The sequence below is a fragment of the Streptomyces sp. NPDC007917 genome, from assembly GCF_042959105.1.
GTDB lineage: Bacteria > Actinomycetota > Actinomycetes > Streptomycetales > Streptomycetaceae > Streptomyces.
In genome coordinates, this window is the sequence record NZ_JBIBKK010000028.1 from 1 (window position 1) to 20,765 (window position 20,765).

A 20,765-nucleotide genomic window follows, 5' to 3' on the forward strand; every position below is an offset into this window, starting at 1 on the left:
GGGCCAGATCTTCGTCAAGGGTGAGGTGATCAAGACGGTGCCCGAGTCGAAGATCGTGGAGACCCTGATCGACGAGGCCATGAAGATCGCCGAGCGGATGGCGGACGCCGGGGCCCCTTCGGGGATCCCCGAGGTCACCGTGAGCTGACACACGCAGATACGCAAGGAGGGGAAACCGCGCATGCCACTGCTGGAGCGCGTCGGGGGCCCACGTGACCTCAAGGCACTGACCGAGGGACAGCTGACCGAACTGGCGGAGGAGATCCGTCAGTTCCTGATCACCGCGGTGGCGAGAACCGGCGGGCACCTGGGCCCCAACCTCGGTGTCGTCGAGCTGTCCATAGCACTGCACCGCGTCTTCGACTCGCCCGTGGACCGCATCCTGTGGGACACCGGGCACCAGTCCTACGTCCACAAACTGCTCACCGGCCGCAAGGACTTCTCCAAGCTCCGCGGCAAGGGCGGGCTGTCCGGCTACCCCTCCCGCGCCGAGTCCGAGCACGACGTCATCGAGAACAGCCACGCCTCCACCGTGCTCGGCTGGGCCGACGGCCTGGCCAAGGCCAACGAGGTGCTGGGCCGCACCGACCGGCACGTCGTCGCGGTCATCGGCGACGGCGCGCTGACCGGCGGCATGGCCTGGGAGGCGCTCAACAACATCGCCGCCGCCCGGGACCGCCCGCTGATCATCGTCGTCAACGACAACGAGCGCTCCTACGCGCCCACCATCGGCGGCCTCGCCAACCACCTGGCCACCCTCCGCACCACCGACGGCTATGAGCGCTTCCTGGCCTGGGGCAAGGACGTACTGCAGCGCACGCCCGTGGTCGGCCAGCCGCTGTACGAGTCGCTGCACGGCGCCAAGAAGGGCTTCAAGGACGCCTTCGCGCCGCAGGGCATGTTCGAGGACCTGGGCCTGAAGTACGTCGGCCCCATCGACGGACACGACATCGCGGCCGTCGAGTCCGCCCTGCGCCGCGCCCGGCGCTTCCACGGCCCGGTCCTCGTCCACTGCCTCACCGAGAAGGGCCGCGGCTACCGGCCCGCGCTGGAGGACGAGGCCGACCGCTTCCACACGGTCGGCGCCATGGACCCGCTGACCTGCGTGCCCCTCGCACCCTCCGGCGGCCGGTCGTGGACCTCGGTGTTCGGCGAGGAGATGGTACGGATCGGCGCCGAGCGCCCCGACGTGGTGGCGATCACCGCCGCGATGCTGGACCCGGTCGGCCTGACCGAGTTCGCCCGGGCGTATCCGCGGCGGGTGTGGGACGTCGGCATCGCCGAACAGCACGCCGCGGTCTCGGCCGCCGGCCTCGCGACCGGCGGGCTGCACCCGGTCTTCGCCGTCTACGCCACCTTCCTCAACCGCGCCTTCGACCAGCTGCTGATGGATGTCGCGCTGCACAGGTGCGGGGTGACCTTCGTCCTGGACCGCGCGGGCGTCACCGGCACCGACGGGCCCAGTCACAACGGCATGTGGGACATGTCGATCCTGCAGGTGGTGCCGGGCCTGCGGGTCGCCGCCCCGCGCGACGCGGACCAGCTGCGCGCCCAGCTGCGCGAGGCGCTGGACGTGGCCGACGCGCCGACCGTCATCCGCTTCCCGAAGGAGTCGGTAGGCGAGCCGGTCCCGGCGCTCGGCCGCGTCGGCGGCATGGATGTGCTGCGGCACGGCGGGCCCGAGTCGGCCGACCGGGGCGGCGGCGGTGATGTGCTGCTGGTCGTGGCCGGGGTGATGGCCCAGGTCGGGCTTACGGCCGCCGAACTGCTGGCGGAGCGAGGCATCGGCTGCACGGTCGTCGACCCGCGCTGGGTCAAGCCCGTCGACCCCGCCCTGCCCGGGCTGGCGGCCCGCCACCGCGCCGTGGCCGTCGTCGAGGACAACAGCCGCACCGGCGGGGTGGGGGCGGCGGTGGCGCAGGCGCTGCGCGACGCCGAGGTGGATCTGCCGGTGCGCACCTTCGGCATTCCCGAGGCGTTCCTGGCGCACGCCAAGCGCGGGGAGGTGCTGGCCGACATCGGGCTCACCCCGTCCGAGATCGCGGGCCGGATCGGCGCGGCCCTGGCCCGTATCGACGCATCCGTCGCCGCGCCCGTCACCGCCCCCGCCCCCGCCACCACCGGAGCCGGGCGGCGCGCGGCCACCGCCCGGCCGGCCCCGCCCGCGGCCCGCAAGGAGAAGGACGCATGACAGCAGCCGAGCAGCGATCGGGCTTCGACCTGGGCAAGCTCCTGGCCGAGCGCGGGTCGGAGCGGTACGACCTGCACGCCCGGCACCTCAACCACCAGCTGCCGCGCATGCTGCACACCATCGGCTTCGACAAGGTCTACGAGCGGGCCGAGGGCGCGTACTTCTGGGACGACGAGGGCCAGGACCACCTCGATATGCTCGCCGGCTTCGGGGTGATGGGCCTGGGCCGCCACCACCCGGTCGTCCGCAAGGCGCTGCACGACGTCCTGGACGCCCAGCTGGCCGATCTGACCCGCTTCGACTGCCAGCCGCTGCCCGGCCTGCTCGCCGAGAAGCTGCTCGGCCACGCCCCGCACCTGGACCGGGTCTTCTTCGGCAACAGCGGTACGGAGGCGGTGGAGACCGCCCTCAAGTTCGCCCGGTACGCGACGGGCAAGCCGCGCGTGCTGTACTGCGCGCACGCCTTCCACGGCCTGACGACCGGTTCGCTGTCGGTCAACGGAGAGGACTCCTTCCGCAAGGGGTTCGCTCCGCTGCTGCCGGACACGGCGATTCCGCTGGGCGACCTGGCCGCGCTGGAGCGGGAGCTGCGGCGCGGCGATGTGGCCGGGTTCGTGGTCGAGCCGATCCAGGGCAAGGGCGTCCACGAGACCCCGCCCGGCTTTCTGCGCGCCGCCCAGGACCTGCTGCGCAGGCACAAGGCGCTGCTGATCGCCGACGAGGTGCAGACGGGGCTCGGCCGGACCGGGGACTTCTTCGCGTACCAGCACGAGGCGGGTGTGGAGCCGGACCTGGTGTGCGTGGCCAAGGCGCTGTCGGGCGGGTATGTGCCCGTCGGCGCGACGCTCGGCAAGGACTGGATCTTCAAGCGCGTCTATTCGTCGATGGACCGGGTGCTGGTCCATTCGGCGAGCTTCGGGGCCAACGCCCAGGCGATGGCGGCGGGCCTGGCCGTCCTCGCGGTCATGGAGGACGAGAAGGTCGTCGAGAACGCCCGGCACACCGGCGATCTGCTGCGTACCCGCCTCGCCGCGCTGGTGGACCGCTATGAACTGCTCCATGAGGTGCGCGGGCGCGGGCTGATGATCGGCATCGAGTTCGGGAAGCCGACGTCGCTGGGGCTGCGCAGCCGCTGGGCGATGCTGCAGGCGGCCCGTAAGGGGCTGTTCGCGCAGATGGTGGTCGTACCGCTGCTGCAGCGCCACCGCATCCTCACCCAGGTCTCCGGCGACCATCTGGAGGTCATCAAGCTGATTCCGCCGCTGACCATCGGGGAGCGGGAGGTGGACCGCTTCGTCGAGGCGTTCACGGCGGTCATGGACGACGCGCACGGGGGCGGCGGGCTGATGTGGGAGTTCGGGCGGACGCTCGTCAAGCAGGCGATGGCCCACCGCTGACCGCCCCCGCCTGAGCCGGCGGCGGCCCACGCCGGCTCAGGCGCATCGAACGCCTCAGCTCGCGAGCAGCCGCTCGCGCAGCCGCTCCCGCTTGGCCGCGTCGAGCCCGAGCCCCTGGGCGAGGTACTTCTCGGTGTCGCCCCAGGCCTCCTCGATGGCCTCGAAGGCGCTCGCCAGATATGTGGCGCGGGCGTCGAAGAGCGGTGCGAGCAGCGCCATGACCTCGGGGGACATCCCGTCCTCGGCATGGGCGGCGCGCCACACCTTGTAGCGGCGGTGGACGGCGGCCGACTCCAGATAGTCGGCCTCGATGGCATCCCGCTCCACGCCGAGGGCCAGCAGGGTCACCGCGATCGACAGGCCCGCGCGGTCCTTGCCGGCCGAGCAGTGCATCAGCGCGGGCGAGGCGCCGTCGGCGAGCTCGTCGAGCACCCGGCTGTGCTCGGCGGTCCGGGTGGTGATGATCAACCGATACGAGTCGATCATCCGCTGCTCCGCCCGCCCGTCCCCGAGCATGTCGCGCAGGGTGGCCAGGTTCCCCTCGCGGACCATGGTCCAGAACCCGGCGCCGTCGGCCGGGTCGGACAGCGGGAGGTTGACGGTCCGTACGCCCGTCAGCGCCACGTCCAGGCCCTCGAGCTTGATGTCGGCGGAGTTCCGGAAGTCGAAGACGGTGTGCAGTCCGAGCGAGTCGAGGAACGCGGCGTCGGTGTCGGTGGCGTGTGCCAGATGGCCGCTGCGGAACAGTACGCCACGTCCCACGCGCCGCCCGTCGACGGTCGGCAGATCGCCCACGTCCCGGAAGTTGCGCACGCCCGTGAGCTCGGGCTCGGTCGACGGAACCTGCGGCGTCTGCTGCGTCACGGGCGCTCCTTCGGCTCGGCCGCCGGCGCCGCTCTTCGGCGAGGCGGACTGTGCTGACCATACGACATGCGTGTGCGGGGACGACCCCGCCGCGACCGGGCAGCGCTCCGTCGCGGCGGTGGGCGCTTTGGGCATTGCGCGCCGGGTGCGCTACCCGGATGATGTTCTGGTCTGTGTGGAATTGGGGAGAGTAATGATTGAAATCGGTGGTAGCGGTCGGGTCTGGCTGCTGTCCGGGCGGCGCAGCAGCTATGCGCTGCACCTCACGGAGAACGACGAGTTGCTTCACCTCCACTGGGGCCCGCGCATCGCGCTCCCCGACGCGGAGGCGCTCGCGCTTATGTCCGTCCCCCTGTCCTGGGGATTCGAATCACCCTTGGACGGGCGCGAGGAGTTCCCCGTGGAAGGCGGGCCCCGCTTCGTGCGCCCCGCCCTGTCCGTGCGGTCGCAGGGCGTCAGGGGCACCGAGTGGCGCTTCGAGCGGAGCGAGGTGACCGATTCCGGCGAGGAGCTGCGGCTCCACTTCCACGATCCGCTGCACCACCTCGCCCTCACCCTCCACTACCGGATGCGCGACGACTTCGACGTGATCGAGCGCTGGACCACCGCGGCCCACGCGGGCGGCCCGGACGACGCCCCCCTGGAACTGCTGCGCATCGACTCCGCCGCCTGGTCCCTCCCCGCACGCGACCGCTGGCGACTGACCCATCTGTACGGGCGCTGGGCCGCCGAGAGCCAGGTGGCGCGCGCCGACCTCACCCCCGGCGAGAAGGTCCTCGGCAGCCGCCGCGGCCACACCAGCCACCAGCACCTGCCCTGGATAGCGCTGGACGCCGGCGAGGCCACCGAAGAAACGGGCGAGGTGCACAGCTGCGCCCTCGCCTGGTCCGGGTCCTGGCGGATCGCCGTCCAGCAGCTGCCCGTCGGCGCCGTCCAGGCGGTCGGCGGCGTCGGCCACGACGATTCGGGCCAGCTGAGCCTGGCGCCCGGCGAGTCCTTCACCACGCCCGTCTTCGCGGGCCTGTGGACCGACGGCGGGTTCGGTGCCGCCAGCCGCGCCTGGCACGCCTGGCAGCTGGCCCACGTCATTCCCGGCGCGGACAGCCACCGGCCGGTCCTCTACAACTCGTGGGAGGCCACCTTCTTCGACGTCAGCGCGGAGCAGCAGCGCAAACTCGCCCACCGCGCCGCCGAGATGGGCGTGGAGCTGTTCGTCGTCGACGACGGCTGGTTCGGGGCGCGCACCGACGACCGCGCCGGGCTCGGCGACTGGACCCCCAACCCCGACCGCTTCCCCGGCGGCCTGAAGCCTCTCGCGGACGAGGTGCACGCGCTGGGCATGCAGTTCGGCATCTGGGTCGAGCCGGAGATGGTCAACGCCGACAGCGACCTCTACCGGGCCCACCCCGACTGGGTGCAGCACCACCCCGGCCGTACCCGCACCGAGTTCCGCAACCAGCTGGTGCTCAACCTCGCCAGGCCCGACGTACGCGAGCACCTGTGGGAGCGGCTGGACACCCTGCTGACCAGCGCGCCCATCGACTATGTGAAATGGGACTTCAACCGGTCCTTCTCGGACGCGGGATGGCCGGGCGACCCGTACCCCCAGCGGCTGTGGATCGAGCATGTGCGGGGGCTGTACGAGCTCCTGGGGCGGCTGCGGGCCGCGCACCCGGGCGTTGCCTTCGAATCCTGCTCGGGCGGGGGCGGCCGGATCGACCTGGGCGTCCTCGCGCTCACCGACCAGGTGTGGACCTCGGACAACACCGACCCGCTGGACCGGCTGGCCATCCAGCACGGCTTCACCCAGCTGCACCCGGCCCGCGTCATGGCCGCCTGGGTCACCGACACCCCCAACGCCATGGGCGGCAAGCGGGTCACCTCGCTGCGCTTCCGCTTCATCAGCGCGATGGCCGGGGTGCTGGGGGTGGGCGGCGACCTGAACCGGTGGAGTGAGGAGGAACTGGCCGAGGCGCGCGACTGGGTGGCGCGCTACAAGCGCGTGAGGCCCGTCGTCCAGCACGGCGAGCTGTACCGGCTGCGGCCGCCCGGGGACGGCGGGCTCAGCGCGGTGCAGTACGTGCGCGGCGAGGAGACCGTGGTGCTGGCGTGGCTGCACGCGCAGACCCTCGGCGAGCGGCAGCCCGCGCTGCGGCTGCGCGGCCTGGACCCCGAGGGCCGGTACGAGGACCTGGAGACCGGAACCGTCCACCGGGGGGCCGTGCTCAGCCACCACGGCCTCGACACCGGGCTGGGTCACGACCTGGACGCCGCCGTATTCCACCTTCGGCGGATCTGACCGGGTGGGATAGATCACCCCTCGTCAACCCCTGCCTACGATGGCGTAGGTCACTCGTCAGGGTGGAGGATGTCGGGACGTGGCAGACGATGCGAAGAGACTCAACAGCGGTGTGATCGGGGCGTACGCCGCCATCGGGGACAGTTTCACCGAAGGCGTCGGCGACCCGGGCCCCGAAGGTGTTTTCATCGGCTGGGCGGACCGACTGGCCGTCCTGCTCTCCGACCGGCATTCCGGAGCCGGGTCCGCCGGCGGCCCGGCCCCGGCCGACTTCCGCTATGCCAATCTCGCCGTACGCGGCCGGCTCCTCGACCAGATCGTCGAGGAGCAGGTCCCGCGCGCGATCGAACTCGGCCCCGATCTGGTGACGTTCTGCGCGGGCGGCAACGACATCCTGCGGCCCGGCAGTGACCCCGACGACGTCGCCGAGCGCTACGAGGCGGCCGTGGCCGAGCTCACCTCCCACGTCGGCACGGTGCTGCTGTGCACCGGGTTCGACACCCGCGGCGTGCCGGTGCTGCGCCATCTGCGGGGAAAGATCGCCATGTACACGGCCCATGTGCGGGCGATCGCCGACCGGTACCAGTGCCCGGTGCTCGACCTGTGGTCGCTGCGCTCCGTACAGGACCGGCGGGCCTGGAGCGACGACCGGCTGCATCTGTCACCCGACGGGCACACCCGGGTCGCGCTGCGCGCCGCCCAGGTGCTCGGCCTCGACGTGCCGGCCGACCCGGACCAGCCGTGGCCGCCGGAGGGACCGCGTACGGCCGCCGAGGTGCGCCGGGACAACGTCCACTGGGCACGCGAATACCTGGTGCCCTGGATCGGCCGACGGCTGCGCGGGGAGTCGTCGGGGGACCATGTGGAGCCCAAGCGTCCGGACCTGCTGCCGCTGCGCCCCTGAGGCTCGGGCAGGGGAGTTCGGGACCACCCGAAGTGCGGCGGGGAGAAACAGCGCGGAGAATCGCCGAAGACCAAGCGGGTCGCGCCCCAGGGAGCCTAAGCTAGGTAGGCCCACACGGCGCGGCCCGTGCCATTGGCGTCCGGTCTGACGCCCCATGCCTCGGACAGGGCCTCGACCAGCATCAGCCCGCGTCCGCCTTCCTGGTCGACGCTCACCGACCGGGCCTGTGGCTCCGTGCGCGCGCATCCTTGGTCAGCCACTTCCAACCGCAAGCGCTTGCCCATGAGCTGCATGGAACACCGGACCTCCTCGCTGGAGGTGTGGCGCACGGCGTTGGTGAAGAGCTCGGAGACGACCAACTCGGCGTTGTCGCACATCTCCTGCCTGGCACCCCATGAGCACAGCCGCAGCACGACCAGCCTTCTCGCCTCCGCGACGGAAGTGCTCAGTGCCGGAAGACGAAACGCGTCCTGCGGGCACGGAGCGGAGAGCGAGCCGCTGCGCCCTAACCGGAGAGCCTCATAGGAAGGAGCCACGCCGACACTATGCTCTGCGCCACTCGCGTATGGCAAGGTTCAATCTGTAAATTGCAGAATCGAAGAGACAGTCTGTTGCTGAGGCTGAGCGCGTGCCAGACTGCTGCGATGTGAAGGTAGTTGGAGGGGGACGGTAGTGCCGGATGCGCGAGCGGGCGGCGCCCCGACCGTCCTGAGAGTCGTGCTCGGCAAACGGCTGCAGGACCTCAGGGAGAAGGCCGGGCTGTCATACGAGCGGGCAGGCCGCGCGCTCGACGTCACCCATGCCACGATCCGCCGCATGGAGAAGGCCGAAGTCGGCCTGAGGCTCCCGTATGTCGAGAAACTGCTGCGCACCTACGGGGTCACCGATCCGGAAGAGGTCGAGGGATTCCTCTCCCTCGCGCGCGAGGCCAACAAGCCCGGCTGGTGGCACCGCTTCCGGGATGTGCTGCCCGCGTGGTTCAACACCTTCGTCGCCCTGGAGGGCGAGGCCAATCTCATCCGGGCCTACGAGCCGCACTATGTCCCCGGGCTGCTGCAGACCGAGGACTACGCCCGCGCGGTGATGTGCGCCGGAATGCCGCACGCGTCAGACGCGGAGACCGAGCGCAATGTCGCCCTGCGGATGGAGCGGCAGTCCCTCCTCACCCGTCCCGACCCGCCGATGCTGTGGGTGGTGATGGACGAAACGGTGCTGCGCCGTCCCATCGGCGGGCCCGAGGTCATGCGCGATCAGATCACGCGGCTGATCGAAGCCGCGTCGATGCCCAACATCAGGTTGCAGATCATGCCGTTCGACGCCGGACCGCATCCGGCGATGTACGGCCCCTTCCATATCTTCCGGTTCCCGATCCAGGAACTGCCGGACATCGCGTACACGGAGACGCTCGTCAGCGGCTCCTACTTCGACCAGCGCGATGACGTATCGGCGTTCCTGGAGGCCTTGGACCGGATGTGTGCGCAGGCCGCGCCTGCACAGACCACTCAGGCCATTCTGAGTGGCATTCGCAAGGAGATCTGATCGATGGATCGCATTTGCAGGGACCGCGTCTACAGCGGAATGCCGGCGACGGACCTCGGTACCGAGGGCTGGCACAAGCCATGGAGCGGTGGCAACGGGGGAAGTTGCGTCGAGGCGATGAGGCTGAAGGACGGGCGAGTGGCGCTGCGCCAGTCCACGGATCCCGACGGACCTGCCCTCATCTACACGCACCTGGAGATGAAGCGGTTCATCCAGGGTGCGAAAGCCGGCGAGGCGGACTTCCTGCTCGCCTGACGCAGCCACGGGTCACACGGGAGTGAGTGACCGCGGAAACCGCAAAAACGGGAGAACGGTGTGACCGACCAAGGATTCTCCGTGCAGGAGATAGACACCAGTACGCCTCATCCGGCCCGCATGTACGACTACTACCTCGGGGGCTGGGACAACTACGAGGTCGACCGCAGGGCGGCCGACCGCATTCTCGCAACGACACCGACCATCCGCGGCACCGCCCGCGCCAACCGGGAGTTTCTGCTCCGGGCCGTGCGCACCGTCGTCGCGGGCGGGATACGGCAGATCATCGACATCGGGACCGGCATCCCGACGTCGCCGAACACCCATGAGGTTGCCCGGGAGATCGCGCCGGAAACCCGAGTGGTCTATATCGACAACGATCCGATCGTCGCCACGCACGCGGGCGCCAAACTGACCAACGCCGGCGGCACGAGCTTCGCACTGGGGGACGTGCGCAAGCCCGCCGAGGTCCTCGACCAGCCCGCGGTGCGGGAGTTCGTCGACTTCACCAAGCCGGTGGCGCTGCTGCTGGTCGCGGTGTTGCACTTCGTCAAGGACGAGGAGGACCCGGTCGGGATCCTCGCGACCCTCACCGAACGGCTGGTTCCGGGCAGCTGTCTGGTGATCAGCCACGGCACCTTGGACTTCGCCGACCGAGCCGATGTCGCCGCGGAGGTGTACCGGAAGTCCACAGCCAGCCTCAGCCTGCGCGGCCATGCCGAGATCCTGCCGTTCTTCGACGGATTCCCGCTGCTGGAGCCCGGTCTGGTCCAGGTGCCGTCATGGCGGCCGGACGGCCGCTCACCGCAGAGGAAGGGGCGCGCCGACGTCGGCGTGTACGGCGGGGTGGGGCGCAAGCCCTGAGCCCGTGCCGACGGCGGCCGGAATCCGCTCCAGCACCCCGCCCGCGAACACGTCGTACAGCGGCAGCGACTCCAGGTGCACATAGCCGATGTGGCAGTCGCAGACGGCGAGCGGGCACGGGCGGGGCGCGAGGGCCGCGCGGTACGAGCCGTCGTAGAGGTTGCCCAGCTCCGTACGGACGAAATGGCAGCGGCGCACCGTGCCGTCGCCGTCCACCGAGATCACCGAAGCGCCGGTCCGGCACGGCAGACCGGCGCTTGGGTGCGGATGGCGGCTGTAGCCGAACAGCGGGTCAAGCGCCGTCCACTCGGCCGCTTCCTCGTCCGTATAGGCGCGCCCCTCGGCGGCGTTGACCCACAGATAGACCCGCTCGGGGAGATCGGCGCGCAGCCTCCTCGCTGACTCCAGGTGCTCGGGCAGGCCGACGACGCCGACGCTGTGGCGCACCCCGCGCGCCGTCAGCTCACGGCTCTTGGCCAGAAACCGGTCGTACGGCGTCTGGCCCGGGTGGAAGGTGCACCACAGCGCCAGGGTGTCCAGATCGGCGTCCGCCATCCAGTCCGTACGGCAGCTCAGGTTTGTCTGGATCGCCACCCGCGCGATATGCGGCAGCCGGCTGAGCTCGGTCAGCGCACGGCGGTACCAGGAGCGCACCAGGCCCTCGCCCCAGGGGGTGAACAGCACCGAAAGACGGTCCCCGGTGTTCGCCGCGGCCCACGCGGTGAAGCGCTCCAGCGCGGCCCGGTCGGCGCGCAGCTGCTCCGGGGTGTCGCGCCGCTTGGCGAAGGGGCAGTACGGGCAGTCGTAGTCGCACGAGGCCAGCGGGCCTCGATACAGGATCGTCAGGTCCACGCCGCCCGCCTCACTTCAGGTCGTAGTCGGCCATGGCGGCGCGCACCGCGGGGGAGAACAGCTCGGGCCCCAGGGCGTCGGAGTACGCCAGCCCCTCGGGGGAGAGCCGCAGCAGACCGGGGGCGGCGTCCGGATCCAGCCAGCCGCGCTCGGCGAACCGCGCCAGTTCGGCGGGGAAGTCCTCGGCCGGGTCGGCGCCGAACCGGGCCCGGTAGCCGGCGACCGGCATGCCCTCCGCCTGCAGGACCGACTGCAGGAGATGGCGCCGCCGGGCCTCGTCGGAGGTCATCGCGCGGCCCACCTCGGCGCGGGCGAAGTCGGCCGCGGGCCGCGCCGTGTAGTCGTCGATGATGCCGCGGATCTCCCGCATGTCCACCGCGTAGTCGAACGAGTAGTGCAGCGCCGAGGTGTACGAACGGGCGCCGCAGCCCAGCCCCACCATGCCGTCGGTCTGACAGGCGTAGTCGTCCCCGCCGCATGGCTCCCTGCCGGTCCCCGGCGCGTCCCGGCGGCGGAACATGCGCATCGACACCTGCTCATAGCCATGGGCGAGCAGATGGTCCCGGCCCGCCCGGTACAGCCGCAGCCGCTGGGCGTCCCACTCCGCGTCCGTGGCCGCCGTGTCGCGCCGCCCCAGACCGGTCAGCGGGCGTACGTACAGCGGGTACAGATACAGCTCCTCGGGGCGCCAGGCCAGGGCGGCGTCCAGCGACTGCCGCCAACTCCGCTCGGTCTGCCCGTCGATGCCGTAGATCAGGTCGATGTTGAGCACGGGGATACCGGCCTCGCGGACGCGCCCCAGCGCGGCCTCGACGTCCTCCCGGCGCTGCGGCCGCACCGCCGAGCGCGCCTCGGCGTCCACGAAGCTCTGCACCCCCAGGCTCAGCCGGGTGGTGCCGCGCTCGGCCAGCACGGCCAGCCGGTCCGCGGTGGCGGTGGCCGGGGAGGCCTCGACCGAGAGCGGAACGGCCGCCAGATCGGCCCCCATCCGCCGGCTCGCGAGATCGCACAGCCGCTCCAGCTCCGCCGCCTCCAGGAAGGTCGGGGTGCCGCCGCCGAAGGCGGCCGTGGCGAACCGGGCCCCGTCGCCGAGCGCCTCGCGGACCGTGTCCGCCTGCCGCTCCAGGGCGTCCAGATAGGCGCCCACCAGCCCCTCGGGGGCGCCGACGCGCGTGAAGAGGTTGCAGAAGCCGCAGCGCACCTCGCAGAAGGGGATGTGCACATACAGCGACAGCGAGTCCTTGGGCTCGGCCGCCCACAGGTCGCGCAGCGCGGGGCGCGGATTCAGCGGGCGGTAGGCGGTCTTGTGCGGGTACGCGTAGACATACGACTGGTACGGGCGGACGGGAGCGGCAACGCCCGTGGCGTGGCGGGCAGGGGTGCTGGTGGTCATGAGGCCTCGAGGAAGAAGTGGGTGTACGGCACGGTCCAGACGACTTCATGGCCGAGCCGGTGGCCCGTGTAGCCGTCGTCCCCGTACGCGGTGCCGTGGTCGGAGCAGACGATCGCGAAGCCGGGGCCGCGGGCGCCCAGCGCGGAGAACAGCCGGCCGATGTGCCGGTCGACGTACTCCAGCGCGGCGGCGTGCGTGGCGCGCGAATCACCCGCCTCGCGGGTCGCGCCGGGCAGGTGGAACCAGTTGGGCTGGTGCAGCGCCGAGACGTTGACGAAGAGGAACAGCCGCCGGTCCGGCGGCAGTCCGGCGATGACCTTCTCGGCGCAGGCGACCTGCGCCTCGAAGGAGGTGGGGGACGGAACGCCGAACTCCGGCTCCCAGTGGCTCTCCTGGAAGAGGTTGGGGAGCACCGACCCCAGCGGGCCCCGCTTGTTGAAGAACCCCACCCCGCCCACGCACACCGTGTGGTATCCGACGGCCGCGAGCCCGGACACCAGGTCCGGGGTGTCGAAGACAAAGGTCCCCTCGGCGGTGGTCTCGCTGCCCGCGAAGCGGGCGGCGAACAGCCGGCGATGCGGGCCCGGCGCGGCCGGCGTGGGCAGGAACCCGGCGAACATCGCCTGGTGCGAGGCGTAGGTGAAGCTGCCGGGCGCATGCCGCTTGTCCCACACCCCGCCGGGGAGCCGGCTCGCCAGATGGGGGATCCGGCCCTCGGCGGCCAGCTCGGCCGCCACGTCGTAGCGCAGCGTGTCCAAGGTGACCAGCAGCAGATCGTGGCTGCCCACGACCTCGTTCATATCCGGCTCAGCCAAGGGCATCGGCGCCGCCCCCTTCCGTCACTTCTCCCGCTGGCTCTCCTGCCGTGGGCTTTTGCCGGCGGAGCACGGCCGCGACCTGCGCGCCGTAGGTGTCCAGGCCCTCCGCGCCGCTGCCGGGCAGTCCGGTCAGCCGGGGCAGCAGGTCGCCAAAGGCGTTGACCTCGCCGACCGAGAAGCGCCGCCATCCGGTGCCGGGCAGCAGATCGACGCCGACGCACAGGGTGCCCGGGAAGCAGGCCGCCGCGCGCTCCGCCAGGCCCAGCACGTCGCCCCAGGACACCCCGGCCGCCTCCGCCGCGGCGCGCGCGGCGGCCAGATCGCCGCGGATGCCGCCGAGGTGGAGATTGGTCATGGGGGAGCGGCTGGTGCGCACCACGGCGTGGCTCGCCCGCCCGTCGACCACCACGACGCGCAGGTCGGCGGCGCGGCCGTGCTGCGCCGCCTTGGGCACCCAGCGCTCGATGTGCAGCCCGTCGGGGGCCAGCGTGTCGACGATCGCGGCGATCTCCGCCTCCGTCTCGTACCGGCGCACCCGCAGGGAGTTGAACAGCTGCCCGTCTGCCGTGCGCTCGACCGAGGTCGCGGCGCGCACGCGGCCGTGGGCCCCCCATTCGACGGCGAGCACCCCGGACGCGGACGAGCCGTGCGCGAGCTTCACAAAGGCGCGGCGCAGCCCGCCGGAGCCGGCCAGCAGCTCCCGTACGTCCTCCCAGCCGCGGACGGGCGGCGCCTTCGGCCCGGAGGTCGGCGACGGCGGCACCGCGACCCCTGCCTCGTTCAACACGCCGTGGCACAGCCGCTTGTCGAACATGACGGCCAGCTCGTCCGGGTCGTCGAGCACGGCCGCGTCCGCCGTACGGGCCGCCGCGGCGACCTGGCGCACGGCGCCGGTGAACCGGGCGTACCAGTGCGCGGTGCCCTCGACGCGGGTCGGGTCGTCGGTGCCCCGCAGCAGCAGCTCGACCTCCTCGTCCTCGCCCGGGGAGTCCAGCCGCACCGTCTCGCCCGGCTCGAACCGGGGCCTGCCGTCGTACAGCACCTCGCGCCAGGGCAGCACCCGGGGCGCGGGCAGGCCCGCCGCCAGCACGGCGTCCGCGAACATCTCCACCCGGCGCCCACCGGGGTTGCCGACTACGGCGAAGCGCATGTCATGGCGCGCCTCATTCGGAGACGGCGACATAGCGGTGCTCCTCATTGCTGTCGTCCCACTCGTACCTCTCGCCCTGTTGCTGCTCCGAGAGATCCACCTCGACCCCCCTCGGCTCCAGCGCGTCGCGCAGCCGCTGCGCCAGCTCCTCGCTCAGGTAGTGGTGGTGGAGGTCGAGCAGCATGAGATGGGTCAGCGGCTGACCGCCGAGCAGGGCCTCGGCGCCCGTGTCGGTCAGCGTGCCCATGGACAGGTCGAGGGTGGCGAGCTGGGCGACGACGGGGGCGGCGGCGACGGCGGCGGCTATCTCGTCCTGGATCTCGCTGTTCTGCAGGCCCAGATGGCGCAGCTCGGGGAAGCGGCCGCCGGCCAGCAGCGGGGCGAGGTCGGCGACGGTCGCGTCGCCGCCGTATTGGTCGACCCCCAGCCACAGCGCGAGGTGTTCGAGGCGGGGGAGCTCGCTGTCGCAGACGGCCCGGACGACCGAGGCGGGCAGACCGCCGGACTCGAACCGCAGCGTCCGCAGCCGCTCATGGCGCACGGGACTGAAGGCCAGCGCCTCCTCGGGCCCGCCGTAGCCGCAGCCGCGCACCACGAACTCCTCGAGCAGCGGGTACGCCTCGACCACGGGCGCGACATCGGTCATCTCCAGCCAGGACAGCTCGCACTCCTCGGCCGTCACATCACCGAGAAAGATCGACCGCAGCGCCGGCAGGCCCCCGGCGGACTCCGTCAGCCGGTCGATCACCGGCTGCACGGAGTCGTACCCTCCCTCGCCCCACCAGCTGCCGATGACGATCGCGCGGACCCGGTCCGCCGGGACGGTCTCCAGGAAGTCCCGCCACAGCTTGTCGAAGGGGAGCTCGTCGTCCCAGCCGCAGGCCAGCCGCCAGGCCACGGCATCGGCGGGCGGCAGGTCACAGGCGTCGGTCCCGGAGGTGCCGAACTCGGTGACGGGGAGGCCCGCGAAGGTCTCCAGACATTCGCTGATCATGAGGCGGCACGGTCCTTTCGGGCGTCGTGGTGCGCGGCGGTCGAGGGCTCGGGTAAGGGGGTCGTCATTCGGAGACCGCGGTGTAACGCCACACCTCGACCTCTCCGTCGTCGTCCTCCTCGTCCTCGTCGCCCTTCTCGGAGAGGTCGAGCTCCACGCCGGAAGGTTCCAGGGCCTTGCGCAGCCGCTCCTCCATCGCCTCGGAGAAGAAGTTGTAGTGCAGATCGAGCGACTTGAGGTGGGTCAGCGGCTGGCCTTCGAGCAGGGCCTCGGCGCCCGCGTCCGTCAGCACGCCCATGGACAGGCTGAGGGAGGTGAGCTGGGCGACGACGGGGGCGGCGGCGACGGCGGCGGCTATCTCGTCCTGGATCTCGCTGTTCTGCAGCCCCAGGTGGCGCAGCGCGGGGAAGCGGCCTCCCGCCAGGAGCCCGCCGAGGTCCGCGACGGTCGAGTCGCCCCCGTACTCCTCCACTCCCAGCCACATCTCCAGCCGCTCCAGCGCGGGCAGTTCGCTCTCGCAGACGCCGCGCACCACCGCGCCCGGCAGCCCGCCGCTCTCGAACCGGAGCGTGCGCAGGTGCTCGTGGGTGATCGCGGGGAACACCAGTCCACTGCCGCCGCGGACGCCCAGCTCCCGCAGCCCGGGGAAGGCGTCGAGGACCCGGGTGACATCGGACTGCTCGATCCAGGAGATCTCGGCCTGCTCCGCCTCCAAGTCGCCGACGAAGACCGCCTCGAGGGCGGGAAACCGGTCCTTGGCGGCGACCAGCGGCTCGATGACCGTGCTGGAGTCGTTCGCGTACGCCTCGCCCCATACGCCGAAGATCAGCGCGCGCACCCGGGTGGTGTCCACGGTGTCCAGGAACCGCTGGAAGCAGTCGGCGAAGTCGCTGTCCGGCCCCGAGTCGCCGTACGGGTCGTAGGAGAGCCGCCAGGCCACGGCCTCCGGCTCGGGCAGCTTCGGCATCTCGTCGGGCGCCGCGAAGTCGAAGGCCGGGAGGCCGTGCAGCGCGTCGTGGTTTTCGGCGTAGTCCATGCCGGGGATCTCCTGATGCTTCGCGTGGGCGTGCCTGTTTCCGAATGGCGTGCGAAGAGTTCTACCAAGCCCCACCGACAACGGCGGCGGCGGGCGCCCCGAAGCGTTGTCAGACCCTGCGCCTAGCGTCGTGGACATCGACGGCCCCCGTACGAGCGGCGGGCCCGATCCGCTGTGCCGTGGAAGGGGAAGCGCATGTACCGACAGGGAGACGTGCTGATCGTGCCGGTGGCCGAGGAAGCGCTGCCGGTGAACACCGAATCGCTGCCGCGGCAGCCGCGGGACGCGCGGGGGCGGCTGGTGCTGGCGCTGGGCGAGGTGACCGGTCACGCCCACGCGGTGGTCGGGCCGGGCACGCTGGTGCGCGAATCGGGGCCGTTCGGCGTGTCGTATCTGCATCTGCCGGACGGCGGGCGGGTGGTGCACGAGGAACACGCGGCGATACCGCTGCCCAAGGGGTGGTACCGCGTGGTGCGGCAGCGGGAGTACGTGCCGGGCGCCGTGCGCGTCGTGGCGGACTGAGAAACGGGAGACGGAAACCATGAGCTCTGTGACGACGGCGGCGGACACCGCGGGGCCGGACACCGCCGGTGCGGACAGCACGGTGGCGGACACCGCTGGTGCGGACAGCACGGCTCCGGGCGGCGCGGAACCGCTGAGCCCGGTCGAGCGGTGGCGGGCGGTGGCCGCGGCCACGGGCCCGGCCGACCGCGAGGCCGCCGAGGAGGGCGTGCGGCTGGCCTATGACGCGGCCGGGGTGGCGCGCCCGGAGCGGATCGTATGGGTCGACTCCCCGCTGGAGGGCACGGCGGCGGCGATGCTGCTGACCGGCCAGGGCGGCGAGCTGCCCCAGGAGATCGCCGGCCGGGCGGCCGGCGCGCTGCGCGCCGCGGGGGTCGAGCCGGTCGCGGGCGCGGCGGGCGCCTGTGTCCGGGAGGCGGTGCGCACCCTTCCGTGGGCGGCCGCGCGACAGCGGCTGCACGACGCGCTCGGCAGCTCTGGCTGGGCCGAGCGATGGGCCCTGACGGGCGCGCCGCTGTGGGAGGTCACCCGTTCCCTCACCGAGCGCGTCCGCACCGGAGTCGTCGAGGCCCTGGCGGCGCAGTCGGAACGGAGCCGGGAATCCGCCGTCCGGCTGGCCATGCTGGACGCGGTGCTCGGCCAGCACGACGCGCCGTGGCTGGCGGCGGTGACCGAACAGGGCGACACCGGCGCGGAGGCCGGGGAGCTCGCCGGCCAGGCCGCGGTGGCGCGGTCCGCGGGGTGGTGGTGGCCGTACGAGAAGGCCGTGGTGATCGCCGAGCGCCCGGTCACCCTGCACCGCGACGAGGCGGGCCGCCTCGACAGCGGCACCGGGCCCGCGCTGGGCTACCCCGACGGCTTCGCGCTGTACGCGTGGCGGGGCATGCCGGTGCCCGCGGCCTTCCTGGAGCAGCTGTCCGAGCTGACCGCGGAGCGCATCCGCGCCGAGGAGAACGCGGAGCTGCGCCGCGTCATGCTGGAGCACTACGGCTACGACCGCTATCTCGCGGAGTCCGGGGCGCGGCCGGTGCACCGCGACGAGACCGGCGTGCTGTGGCGCATCGAGATGGCCGGGGACGAGCCGGTGACCATGGTCGAGGTGGTCAACTCCACGCCGGAGCCGGACGGGACGCATCGCACGTACTGGCTGCGCGTGCCGCCGCGCACCGCCACCGCCCGTGAGGGCGTCGCCTGGACCTTCGGCCTGGATGCCGACGGATACGCCCCGGAGCGCCAGACCTGATCCACCGGTTCCCGCGGCCCACATCGACTTGGTCTATACCTTGACTGGTATAGACCAAGTCCGCTTCAGTGGTGTCAAGTCCCCCCTGAAGGAGGAGCCTTGATGCCGAAACGCCTCCGGGCCTGTCTTGCCGCCGCCGCGGCCGTCTGCGCCTTGCTGTTTGTCATGCCCATGGCCTCCGCTTCGGCGGCCGCCACGGCGACCACCCCCCGCGCGGCCTGCTCCTACCCGAACTGGGTCGCCGGCAAGTGGTACGTCGCGGGCGACATCGTGAAGTACACCGACGGCAGGTACTACCGCGCCGAACACGACAACCCGGGCTATGACCCCATCATCAGCACCTGGTACTGGGAGCCGTACGACTGCGGCTCCGGGGGTCAGAACCCGGCGGGGTTCGTGGTGAGCGAGGCGCAGTTCAACCAGATGTTCCCGGGCCGGAACTCGTTCTACACGTACCAGGGTCTGACCGCCGCCCTGAGTGCCTACCCCGGCTTCGCGAACACCGGCAGCGACACCGTCAAGAAGCAGGAGGCGGCCGCCTTCCTGGCCAACGTCAGCCATGAGACCGGCGGCCTCGTCCACATCGTGGAGCAGAACCAGGCCAACTATCCGCACTACTGCGACTGGAACCGGCCCTACGGCTGCCCCGCGGGCCAGTCCGCGTACTACGGGCGCGGACCGATCCAGCTCAGCTGGAACTTCAACTACAAGGCGGCCGGTGACGCGCTGGGCATCGACCTGCTGAACAGTCCGTATCTGGTCGAGCGGGACGCCGCGGTCTCCTGGAAGACCGCCCTGTGGTACTGGAACACCCAGACCGGGCCGGGCACCATGACCCCGCACGACGCGATGGTCAACCAGCGTGGCTTCGGCGAGACGATCCGCAGCATCAACGGCAGCATCGAGTGCAACGGCGGAAACCCCGGCCAGGTGCAGAGCCGGATCGACGCCTATCAGAGGTTCGTCCAGATACTGGGTACCACCCCCGGATCCAACCTCAGCTGCTGAGCGGCGGAACTCAGCGGAACAACGTCAGCGGTCTCGCGAGTTGTACTGAGCGGCGCGGCGGTCTCCGCCGCGCTGCCCCACCGCAGACCGTACCGGGGGATCCACCCCCGCACCCAGGAGGTGCCGTGACCGGCCCCAGCCAGAAACGTGCCCGGCTCGCCGCCGCCCTGCGCCCCGCCGCCTTCGGGGCGGACCCGGCCGGAGAGCGCATGGAGCGCATCCGCCGGTCGCCGAACTTCGCCAACGGTGTCTTCGTGAACCCCGTCAGCGCCCGCACCGCGCCGTCCGGCTCCATGCTGAAGTTCCTCCCCACGTACTTCCGCAAGGAGGAGCGCGTCCGCCGGGCCCCGGCCGCGCCCGTGCCGGTGCACCCCACCACCCTCGCCGACCTGGCCGCGCCGCCCGCCTCCGGGCTGCGGCTGACGTGGATGGGCCACTCCACCGTGCTGGCGGAGATCGACGGGCGGCGCGTGCTGTTCGACCCGGTGTGGGGCGAGCGCTGCTCGCCCTTCTCCTTCGCCGGGCCGAAGCGGATCCACCCGGCGCCGGTGCCGCTGCGCGAGTTGGGGCCGGTCGATGTGGTGGTGATCTCCCACGATCACTACGACCATCTGGACATGCCCACGATCCGCGCACTGGTGCGGTCCGAGGCGCATTTCGTGGTGCCGCTGGGCGTCGGCGCCCATCTGGAGCGCTGGGGAGTGCCCGCGCGGCGGATGACCGAGCTGGACTGGCACGAGTCGACCGAGGCGGCCGGCCTGCGGCTGACCGCCACCCCGGCCCGCCACTTCTGCGGTCGCGCGCTGCGCAACACCCAGCACACCCTGTGGGCCTCCTGGGTGGTGGCCGGGCCGGACCACCGCGTCTACCACAGCGGGGACACCGGGTACTTCCCCGGCTTCGCCGAGATCGGGGAGGCGTACGGGCCGTTCGACGCGACCATGATCCAGATCGGTGCTTACAGTGACTTCTGGCCCGACATTCATATGACCCCCGAGGAGGGCATGCGGGCGCATGTCGATCTCCAGGGCGGTGAGCCGGACCGGGGGATCATGCTCCCGATCCACTGGGGCACCTTCAACCTCGCCCCGCACCCCTGGGAGGAGCCGGCCGAGGGCACGCTGACCGCCGCGCGGGCGGCCGGCGCCCAGGTGGCCATCCCCCGGCCGGGGCAGCCGTTCGAACCGGTGGCGGGGTTGCCGCTCGATCCGTGGTGGCGGGCGATCGCGTCGCGGCCGGTGGCGGGCGCGGTGGCCACGGCGGCGGTCTCGCCGCAGGTACCGGGCCGTAGCGCCGCGGTGGCCGGCGGCTCCGGTGGCCAGACCGGCGGGCCCGGTGACCAGACCGCCGGCCCCGGTGATCAGACCGGCGGGCCGGGTGCGGGGGTCCCCCTTCCTCAGGCGTAGCAGACCACTTGACCGCGGCCGTGTTGTCAC

General features: G+C 71.9%; 19 protein-coding genes and 1 pseudogene. 12 read left to right on the forward strand and 8 right to left on the reverse strand.

All coding sequences use genetic code 11. From position 1 onward, the window contains the following. The 3 genes and pseudogenes from ACFZDL_RS37475 to ACFZDL_RS37485 form a co-directional block, all read left to right on the forward strand. Nucleotides 1-148 (forward strand): annotated as a pseudogene (locus ACFZDL_RS37475) (4-hydroxy-3-methylbut-2-en-1-yl diphosphate synthase); the annotation flags it as partial. 33 nt (nucleotides 149-181) lie between these two features. Further along, complete coding sequence (gene dxs / locus ACFZDL_RS37480; RefSeq protein WP_353591653.1) at nucleotides 182-2,191, forward strand: 1-deoxy-D-xylulose-5-phosphate synthase; 2,010 nt, start codon at nucleotides 182-184, stop codon at nucleotides 2,189-2,191. Beyond that, complete coding sequence (locus ACFZDL_RS37485; protein ID WP_353591652.1) at nucleotides 2,188-3,588, forward strand: aspartate aminotransferase family protein; 1,401 nt, start codon at nucleotides 2,188-2,190, stop codon at nucleotides 3,586-3,588. The genes dxs and ACFZDL_RS37485 overlap by 4 nt, the downstream gene beginning before the upstream one ends. Before the next feature lie 54 nt (nucleotides 3,589-3,642). On the opposite strand, the gene ACFZDL_RS37490 is transcribed toward ACFZDL_RS37485, so the two are convergent. Continuing rightward, complete coding sequence (locus tag ACFZDL_RS37490; RefSeq protein ID WP_353591651.1) at nucleotides 3,643-4,452, reverse strand: tyrosine-protein phosphatase; 810 nt, start codon at nucleotides 4,450-4,452, stop codon at nucleotides 3,643-3,645. Nucleotides 4,453-4,645: 193 nt separating this feature from the next. On the opposite strand from ACFZDL_RS37490, the gene ACFZDL_RS37495 reads away from it, so the two are divergent. After that, nucleotides 4,646-6,751: an alpha-galactosidase gene (locus ACFZDL_RS37495; RefSeq protein ID WP_353591650.1), complete on the forward strand. Its 2,106-nt coding sequence runs from the start codon at nucleotides 4,646-4,648 to the stop codon at nucleotides 6,749-6,751. Nucleotides 6,752-6,830: 79 nt separating this feature from the next. Then, nucleotides 6,831-7,655 carry an SGNH/GDSL hydrolase family protein gene (locus ACFZDL_RS37500; protein WP_353591649.1) on the forward strand — a complete coding sequence of 275 codons (825 nt, stop codon included), beginning with the start codon at nucleotides 6,831-6,833 and terminating at the stop codon, nucleotides 7,653-7,655. 95 nt (nucleotides 7,656-7,750) lie between these two features. On the opposite strand, the gene ACFZDL_RS37505 is transcribed toward ACFZDL_RS37500, so the two are convergent. Beyond that, nucleotides 7,751-8,191 (reverse strand): ATP-binding protein, encoded by a 441-nt coding sequence (locus ACFZDL_RS37505; RefSeq protein WP_353591648.1) that lies wholly within the window; start codon nucleotides 8,189-8,191, stop codon nucleotides 7,751-7,753. A 136-nt stretch (nucleotides 8,192-8,327) separates the two neighbouring features. On the opposite strand from ACFZDL_RS37505, the gene ACFZDL_RS37510 reads away from it, so the two are divergent. The 3 genes from ACFZDL_RS37510 to ACFZDL_RS37520 are packed head-to-tail and all read left to right on the forward strand — an operon-like array spanning nucleotide 8,328 to nucleotide 10,313. Further along, a complete protein-coding gene (locus ACFZDL_RS37510) occupies nucleotides 8,328-9,194 on the forward strand; it encodes a helix-turn-helix transcriptional regulator (RefSeq protein ID WP_353591647.1) in 867 nt (288 codons plus the stop codon). 3 nt (nucleotides 9,195-9,197) lie between these two features. Then, nucleotides 9,198-9,449, forward strand: coding sequence for a DUF397 domain-containing protein (locus ACFZDL_RS37515; RefSeq protein ID WP_353591646.1), 252 nt, complete (start codon nucleotides 9,198-9,200; stop codon nucleotides 9,447-9,449). Nucleotides 9,450-9,509: 60 nt separating this feature from the next. Then, a complete protein-coding gene (locus ACFZDL_RS37520) occupies nucleotides 9,510-10,313 on the forward strand; it encodes an SAM-dependent methyltransferase (RefSeq protein WP_353591645.1) in 804 nt (267 codons plus the stop codon). Here ACFZDL_RS37520 and ACFZDL_RS37525 read toward each other — a convergent pair. From ACFZDL_RS37525 to ACFZDL_RS37550, 6 genes are all read right to left on the reverse strand, one after another. Beyond that, nucleotides 10,251-11,165, reverse strand: a complete 915-nt coding sequence (locus ACFZDL_RS37525; RefSeq protein WP_353591644.1) for an STM4011 family radical SAM protein — start codon at nucleotides 11,163-11,165, stop codon at nucleotides 10,251-10,253. The genes ACFZDL_RS37520 and ACFZDL_RS37525 overlap by 63 nt on opposite strands. Nucleotides 11,166-11,175: 10 nt before the next feature. Continuing rightward, nucleotides 11,176-12,558, reverse strand: coding sequence for an STM4012 family radical SAM protein (locus ACFZDL_RS37530; protein WP_353591643.1), 1,383 nt, complete (start codon nucleotides 12,556-12,558; stop codon nucleotides 11,176-11,178). Beyond that, the gene (locus tag ACFZDL_RS37535; protein WP_353591678.1) at nucleotides 12,555-13,358 is read right to left on the reverse strand and encodes an STM4013/SEN3800 family hydrolase; all 804 of its coding nucleotides are present in this window, start codon (nucleotides 13,356-13,358) and stop codon (nucleotides 12,555-12,557) included. The genes ACFZDL_RS37530 and ACFZDL_RS37535 overlap by 4 nt, the downstream gene beginning before the upstream one ends. 7 nt (nucleotides 13,359-13,365) lie before the next feature. Further along, nucleotides 13,366-14,526, reverse strand: coding sequence for an STM4014 family protein (locus ACFZDL_RS37540; protein WP_391193486.1), 1,161 nt, complete (start codon nucleotides 14,524-14,526; stop codon nucleotides 13,366-13,368). 13 nt (nucleotides 14,527-14,539) lie between these two features. Beyond that, nucleotides 14,540-15,520 (reverse strand): STM4015 family protein, encoded by a 981-nt coding sequence (locus ACFZDL_RS37545; protein WP_353591641.1) that lies wholly within the window; start codon nucleotides 15,518-15,520, stop codon nucleotides 14,540-14,542. A gap of 64 nt (nucleotides 15,521-15,584) precedes the next feature. Next, on the reverse strand, nucleotides 15,585-16,556 hold the full coding sequence (locus ACFZDL_RS37550; protein WP_353591640.1) for an STM4015 family protein: 972 nt from the start codon (nucleotides 16,554-16,556) through the stop codon (nucleotides 15,585-15,587). A 195-nt stretch (nucleotides 16,557-16,751) separates the two neighbouring features. On the opposite strand from ACFZDL_RS37550, the gene ACFZDL_RS37555 reads away from it, so the two are divergent. The 4 genes from ACFZDL_RS37555 to ACFZDL_RS37570 all read left to right on the forward strand — a co-directional run bounded on the left by ACFZDL_RS37555 (nucleotide 16,752) and on the right by ACFZDL_RS37570 (nucleotide 20,735). Beyond that, entirely contained in the window at nucleotides 16,752-17,078 is a 327-nt protein-coding gene (locus ACFZDL_RS37555; RefSeq protein ID WP_353591639.1) for a hypothetical protein, read from the forward strand. A gap of 133 nt (nucleotides 17,079-17,211) precedes the next feature. After that, the gene (locus ACFZDL_RS37560) at nucleotides 17,212-18,321 is read left to right on the forward strand and encodes a DUF6745 domain-containing protein (RefSeq protein ID WP_353591677.1); all 1,110 of its coding nucleotides are present in this window, start codon (nucleotides 17,212-17,214) and stop codon (nucleotides 18,319-18,321) included. A 102-nt stretch (nucleotides 18,322-18,423) separates the two neighbouring features. After that, complete coding sequence (locus ACFZDL_RS37565; protein ID WP_353591638.1) at nucleotides 18,424-19,329, forward strand: glycoside hydrolase family 19 protein; 906 nt, start codon at nucleotides 18,424-18,426, stop codon at nucleotides 19,327-19,329. A gap of 125 nt (nucleotides 19,330-19,454) precedes the next feature. Next, nucleotides 19,455-20,735, forward strand: a complete 1,281-nt coding sequence (locus ACFZDL_RS37570; protein ID WP_353591637.1) for an MBL fold metallo-hydrolase — start codon at nucleotides 19,455-19,457, stop codon at nucleotides 20,733-20,735. The last annotated feature ends 30 nt before the right edge of the window (nucleotides 20,736-20,765 follow it).

Coding starts and splice junctions, on each gene's coding strand:
- dxs (WP_353591653.1), top strand. CDS start 182: ATGCCACTGCTGGAGCGCGTCGGGGGCCCACGTGACCTCAAGGCACTG.
- ACFZDL_RS37540 (WP_391193486.1), bottom strand. CDS start 14,526: ATGCGCTTCGCCGTAGTCGGCAACCCCGGTGGGCGCCGGGTGGAGATG.
- ACFZDL_RS37550 (WP_353591640.1), bottom strand. CDS start 16,556: ATGGACTACGCCGAAAACCACGACGCGCTGCACGGCCTCCCGGCCTTC.
- ACFZDL_RS37545 (WP_353591641.1), bottom strand. CDS start 15,520: ATGATCAGCGAATGTCTGGAGACCTTCGCGGGCCTCCCCGTCACCGAG.
- ACFZDL_RS37515 (WP_353591646.1), top strand. CDS start 9,198: ATGGATCGCATTTGCAGGGACCGCGTCTACAGCGGAATGCCGGCGACG.
- ACFZDL_RS37495 (WP_353591650.1), top strand. CDS start 4,646: ATGATTGAAATCGGTGGTAGCGGTCGGGTCTGGCTGCTGTCCGGGCGG.
- ACFZDL_RS37485 (WP_353591652.1), top strand. CDS start 2,188: ATGACAGCAGCCGAGCAGCGATCGGGCTTCGACCTGGGCAAGCTCCTG.
- ACFZDL_RS37565 (WP_353591638.1), top strand. CDS start 18,424: ATGCCGAAACGCCTCCGGGCCTGTCTTGCCGCCGCCGCGGCCGTCTGC.
- ACFZDL_RS37555 (WP_353591639.1), top strand. CDS start 16,752: ATGTACCGACAGGGAGACGTGCTGATCGTGCCGGTGGCCGAGGAAGCG.
- ACFZDL_RS37535 (WP_353591678.1), bottom strand. CDS start 13,358: ATGAACGAGGTCGTGGGCAGCCACGATCTGCTGCTGGTCACCTTGGAC.
- ACFZDL_RS37530 (WP_353591643.1), bottom strand. CDS start 12,558: ATGACCACCAGCACCCCTGCCCGCCACGCCACGGGCGTTGCCGCTCCC.